This is a genomic window from Ideonella sp. P3_A4 (assembly GCF_056403075.1).
In genome coordinates this window covers 1-7,018 of record NZ_JBFUGE010000320.1, presented here as the reverse complement: position 1 = coordinate 7,018, position 7,018 = coordinate 1, and the positions used below count along the sequence as shown (strand labels likewise).

Sequence of the window (7,018 nt, the reverse complement as noted above, 5' to 3'; positions counted from 1 at the left end):
GCGCACCGCCGTCACCCGCCTGGGCACGGCCATCAGCCTGACCGGCATTCCCCTCGGTGGCCTCGTCACGAAGGCGTTGCTGGATGCGGTGAACAACCGCGCCGACAAGACCCAGGACTCCACGACTCTGTACCAGTACGACGGCGCAGGCCATCTGGCGGGCGTAACGACCGCCGACACCGCGCTGACCTGGATCAACTACAACACCTTCGACGAAGCGAAGGAGCGCTGGGTGCCGTGGCGCAGCGGCGCCGACATCAACACCGACAAGCGCAAGGACACCTACGCCTACGACCGCCGCGGCCTGTTGCTCGAGACGGTCGCCGACGCCAACGGCATCGCCGCCACCGTCAGCACCGAATACGACGCGTTCGGCCGCGCGGTCAAGCTCACCGATGCGAACCGCATCAGCACGACGCAGGTCTACGACCGCCTGGGCCGCGCGGTCCAGGTCGTCAACAAGATGAGCAAGTCGAGCTACAGCAGCTACGACGCGTTCTCCCAGGTGCTGACCACCGAGGACGAGAGCGGCCAGCTCACGAAGTACGTCTACAACAAGGCCGACCGCAGCGTCACCATGACGACCGAAGAAAGCGTCTCGGTCACCACCAAGCGCACCGCCTTCGGCGAGACCTACACCATCAAGGACGGCAAGGGCACCACCACCACCTACACCTACGACCACGACGGTCTGCTCAAGGAGACCAAGGTCGGCGCGCTGGTGGTCGACTCGCGCGACTACGACGTGGCGGGGCTGCTGAAGGTCCAGACCGACGGCAACAACGTTCAGACCACCTACACCTACGACCAGGCCAACCGCATGCTCACGCGTACGGTCGAACCGAGCAAGGCTGGTGAAGTCAAGCTCGTGACCAAGTGGGACTACGACGCCAAGGGCCAGGCTTGGCGTGTGACCGACCCGCGCCTGCTCGTCACCGAGTTCACCTTCGACCTCGTGGGCAACAAGCTGACCAAGGTCGAGGCCTCCACGGGCCTGAAGTTCACCACCAGCTGGACCTACGACGCCGGTGGCCGCGTCCTGACGGTGACCGACGCCAACCAGATGGCGCTGGACTCCAGCAAGGCCAGCGTCCAGTACACCTACGACAAGCTCGGCCGTCGCAAGACCGAGGTCGTCGACCCCAATGGCCTGAAGCTGACCAAGAGCTACGACTACGACGACAACGGCAACGTCATCACCGTCACCGACGGCAACAAGTTCGTCACCAAGTACTTCTACCGCGCCGACGGCCAGGTCGAGTTCACGCTCGATGCCGAGGGCGGGTTGACCTACAACCAGTACTACGACAACGGCCAGATCAAGTGCCGCACGAGCTACGCCAAGCCGTGGACGTCCGCCAGCGCCCCCACCCCGGGCACGCTGGTCACCGACCCAGCCGACCGCTCCACGCGCTACGTCTACGACAAGGACGGCCGGCTGGAGTACCAGGTGGCCGCCGACGGCGCCACCATCGTCTACGGCTACGACGGCAATGGCAACGCCATCTCGATCCGCCAGCTGGCCACGCTTTGGACGTCGTCGAGCTATCCGACGGACGCCACGATCAAGCTGCTGGATACCGATCACCTGACGCGCATCGAGTACGACGACTTCAACCGCGAAACCTACCGCGCCGACCCGACCAACGCCGTGACGCTGCGCTCGTACGACGGCAACGGCAACCTCACGCTGACCAAGGCCTACCTCAACCGCATCACCGATGCGCAGGCTCCTCACCAGGTCACGGACAGCACGGGCGACCACATCGAGCGCTTCGTCTACGACCACGCCAACCGCCTGACCTATTCGTCCGACGCCACCGGCGCCGTCACGCGCCGCGAGTACGACTTGAGCGGCAACGTCACGCAGGTCACCCGCTTCTTCAAGCTGGCCCCGGGTCTCAGCCCGGACAAGGTGACGCCGGACACGAGCGGCCGCGACCGGGTGGAAACGTATACCTACGACAACGCCAACCGGCGCATCTACTCGGTCGATGCGATGGGCTACGTCGTCAAGTACGACTACGACCGCAACGGCAACCTGACCGCGACCAGCCAACTGGTGCTGGCGGCGGCCGACCGCAGCAAGCCGCAGGACGTCTCGCTGACCGGCGCGCGCGTGCAGAAGTCCGAGTACGACAAGGCCAATCGTCTCTATCGCACGCGCAACAGCCTGGACAACTACGTCGCCTACGAAGAGTTCGGCTACGACGGCGCGAGCAACCGCACCACCTTCCGCAACCGCCTGGGCGCGGTGTGGACCTACGAGTACGACAAGGTCGGTCGCCTGGAGAAGGAGACCAGCCCCGTCGTGTCGCTGTACTCGGTCACCCGCGCCACCGACGGCACGCTGACACTGAGCAGCGCGTCCAATTCGGCGGTCATCACCACGATGACCTACAACGCTTTCGGCCAGCTCAAGACCCGCACCGAAGCCGATGGCCGCGCCGGCGAAGAGCGCCTCACCAGCTACGACTACGACAAGCTGGGTCGCCAGATCAAGGTGACCTATCCGACGGTGATGGTGCACAGCGAGACCTCCGCCGAGCTGGCGCTGAACACCAGGGTCGGTGACGCCGTGCGCGACGAGGTGAGCAAGACCCCGTATGTGCAGACCTGGTACGACGTCTTCGGCAACGCCGTGTCCAGCACCGACCGCATGGGCGCCGTGAGCTTCAAGGCCTACGACGAGGCCGGCCGCGTCAAGTACGAGGTCGATGCGCTGGGCTTCATCACCCAGTACGACCGCAACGTCTTCGGCGAGGCCACCAGCCAGAAGCGCTACTACAACGACAGCAGCGCGCTGGCGGCCATGGTGCCGAGTCAAGCCGACCCCGGCCCCACCACCGACGAGATCGACCTCATCGTCGCCGCGACGGGCTTCCCCACCTCGTCCGACCGCGTGCTGACCATGTCCTACGACAACGCGGGCCGCGTCACCGAGCTGCGCGAGCCGGCGGCGTTCAACTACAACAGCAGCAACCAGGTCACGTCCAACTTCGGCAAGATCACCACCACCGTCTACAACGCCTTTGGCGAAGCCGTTAAGGTCGGCCAACTGAGCGACATCCAGACGGTCAACGGATCGGAAGTGCGGACCTTCCTTTACAGCCGCACCTACTACGACAAGGACGGCCGCAAGGACGCCACCGTCGATGCCGGCGGCTACCTCACCAAGTACGAGTACGACAGCGTCGGCAACCTGACCAAGCGCACCGAGTACTACGACCCGGCCACGTTCGACGACTCGACCTACACCGCCCCCAGCACCAACGCGGCCCTGAACCGCATCGTCTCGTGCAAGTGGGACGCGATGAATCGCAAGACCAGCGAGACACGCGAGGACATCACCTACTACACCAGCTCCACCAACACCACGGTCACCACCGCCACGGCCGACCTGAGCACCTACTACGGCTACGACGCCGTGGGCAACCTGGTCAAGACCACCGACTCGGCCGGCGGCATCACCTACACCTACTACGACGCACTCGGGCGTATCCGTGCCGTCGCGGCGCCCAAACGCGCCACCTACAACGGTGTGGACAGCATCCCCTTCGTCGAATACCGGCGTGACGCCAACGGCAACGTCGTGGCGCAGATCGAGCGAGCCAATTCGGCCGCGCTGACGATCGACGAGAACGCCTACCCGACAGTCGCAGCCAACCCCGGTGACCGCTTCACCAAGACGCTGTACGACGCGTCAGGCAATGCCCGCCAGGTGCAGTCCACCTCCGACATCCAGGCCGMGGCCCACATCCAGCGCTACAGCAGCTACACCGCCGACGGCAAGCTGGCCAAGACCTGGCAGACGGTCACCAACGACAACAATAACGGTAACCTCACCGAAACCCTCTACACCGCCTACTACTTCGACAAGCTCGGCCGGCTGGTGACCAGCTACGCACCAGGTGCCGACGGCTCCGCAGCGGTGTCCACCGACTACGGCTACAACGCCTTCGGCGAAGTCGAGTCCAAGGGCGTCAACGGCGGCAAGCAGGAGTACTTCGCCTACGACAACGCCGGTCGGATGTGGAAGACCAACTCCGGCGACGGCTACGCCACCGTCTACCTGTACGACCTGCTGGGCCGCCAGACGTCCGAGATCAACAGCGCCGGCTCCGGCGGGCGCAGCGGCGCCTACAACGTCGACGGCGCCCCCAATGCGGCCACCGCCGCCGCACGCACCGACACCCGGCGCGTCAACATCAAGTACAACGCGCTCGGTGCGGTCGTCGAGCGCCAGGAGGCCGAGCGCCAGTACATCGATGGCGGCGTCGATGTGCGCGTGACCAAAGAGACCTCGACCATCATCACCAAGGGCTCGTTCACTTGGACGGACCGTCCGAACGACCTTCCTCCGGTCCTCTCCTGGGGTGCCGAAAAAAGTTCCGTCTCGTTCAGCTGGGCGACGCTCGAGAACCTGGGCGCGGGCGACGTCAAGGTCGACCTCACCTACCTGACGCTCGACACCCGCTACGGCAACTACGGCTCCGCGCCGCAAAGCCGGACCCGGACCGGCATCTACCTCTCCAGCGCTGCCAAGACCGGCGCCACCATGACGTGGGAGAACGGATACCCCTCCGACGGGGCGGGCATCAGCGCAGTCAGTCGTGTAGTGGTTTCCAAGAGGGACTACAAGGGCGAATGGGTCATCGTGAACGACAGCGATGCTCGCGCGCTGGGCACGCTGGGCACGCAGATCGAGATCGGCGCGCCCATGGCCCCCGACACCGTGCTCGAATTCAAGCTGCGCAAGGTCCCCAACACGACCTGGGACGACGCGACACCGAATCTGAAGGAGTTCGGTGACTCGTTCTGGTACACCCTCGGCAACGGGCTGTCTGGCGACTACGACTACCAGGTGTACATGACGCCCAAGGGYGGCGTGAGGGAGATGACCAGCGAAGGCAGGTTCACCGCCAAGGCCAACAGCAACGAAAGCGACGGATCGACGCGGTGGCGAAACCCCGTTATCAAGTACACGCGCGACCGCTGGGGCAACACGCTGTCGCAGACCGACCCGCGCAATGAGCTGTGGAAGACCACGTTCGAGTACACCAAGGACAACCAGGTCTCCAAGGAAACCCAGCCCAACCCGGGCTCCGGCAGCCCCGTGCGCTACGTCTACTTCGACAAGCTCGGCCGCCAGGTCGCCGTCAAGGACGCGCGCGGCTTCGTCAACGCGCAGCTGTTCGACGCGGCCGGCAACCTCACCGAGGAGAAGCACGCTGACGACGGCCGGGTCACCTACCTCTACGACATCTTCGGCCAGAAGCGCCAGATGGTCGATGCGCTGGCCAACGAGAACGGCGTCGTCACCAGCGAGTTCTACAAGAGCCACACCACGCTGTACGCCTACGACGACCTGGGCCGCCTGAAGACCACCCAGCACGGCAGCGGCACCGGCGCGATCGCCAGCTGGCACGTGGACATCGTCAACGGCAACTACACGCTCGTCTCCGACGGCTCGGCCAACCTGCTCGAGACCTTCTCCTACGACGAAGCCGGCCGCAAACTGACGCAGTCCGACACCGCCGGCCTGGTCACAAAGTACTGGTACGACCGCGCCGGCAACATCAAGCAGACCGAGCAGCCCGGTGGCGTGGTCAGCAAAGCCACGTTCGACATCTACGGCCGCAAGGCCACGGAAACCGACGCCAACAACAGCACCGCCACCTGGACCTACAACTACTTCGGTCAACTCGACGCCCACAAGGACATCGGCGGCTGGGTCTACACCTATAACTACGACTTCGCTGGCCAGCTGCGCCAGCAGACCAACAAGCTCGGCAACACCAACGGCCAGAACCTGACCTACACCTATGACGCTGCGGGTCAGCTCGTGGAGATCCGGGACGACGCCCTCGGCCAAACCACGACCACCCAGTACGATTTGGCCGGCCACCACCTTCGCGAACACGTCGTCCGAGACGGCAGCGTGTTCCAGGACAACCACCTCAGCTACGACGCGCTGGGCCGCCTGGTGGATTCAGCCGACAGCCGCGTCCACCTGATGATCACGTACGACGCGGCTGGCAACCGCAGCACCGTGCACGAACGCCTCTACATCGCCGATATGTACGGCCTGTACGAGCAGCAGACCGAAACCTGGCGTGACACAACCCGCTACTTCAAGTACGACGAGATGAACCGGCAGCTCACCGTGGACGCCCTGGACGCCAACGGCAAGATCGGCTCGCGCAAGAGCTACGACGACGACAAAGTAAACGTCACGGTCGGCCACGTCCTCACGTACGACAAGAATGGCAACCGCACCACGGACACCTTCTGGGGCAACCATGTCAACGTCCTGAACAACTACTCGACTGACTTCCGTGCGGGCACCGACACTTACGAGTACGACGCGCTCAACCGCCTGAGCAGCGTCAGCCGCGACAGCMGGATCATCGACCAGCGCTGGTACGACAAGACCGGCCGCGTGGTCAAGTCGGGACCGATCAGCCTCGGCGACCGCTGGGCCGAYGCGCTSAACAAAGACATTCCGGACGACCAAAAGATCGGCGCCGAACAACGCTACCAGCGCTACGACGCCAAGGGACGCCTGCTCAACCAATGCGTGCAGGACGCCGACAACACCCCGTTGAACGAAGTCAACTACATCGACGGGTACGTCAATGGCGTCTGGACCAAGGCCTACGACGACGCCGGCAACGTCCAGCGCTATGAAACGGTCAACCATGGCGACACCGACACCGTCACCAAGATCGACCTGATCAAGCACGAGGGCTATCTGGAGTCGAAGAARTCCGTCTACAARTTGATTGGCGGTGAATYCCGCGGCTCGACCATCTCCGAATACGACGACAACGGCTACCTGATCAAGGTCGACGACTCCAATCCCAACGACTCGTTYGACCGCKTGATCGTCAACGACGCCGCCGGCCGCGCGCTGCGCGTCTACCAGGCCCACTTCAACYTGTGGACCCACATCGTCAACGGCGAGATCATGGGCAAGCACGGCCTGGGCCCTAACGAGCTCGATCCGCGCACCAGC

1 protein-coding gene is annotated in these 7,018 nt (G+C 64.3%); it reads left to right on the top strand.

The features are described 5' to 3' along the window. On the top strand, positions 1 to 7,018 hold a 7,018-nt coding region (locus AC1DYI_RS22700; RefSeq protein WP_477206403.1), incomplete at both ends, for an RHS repeat domain-containing protein.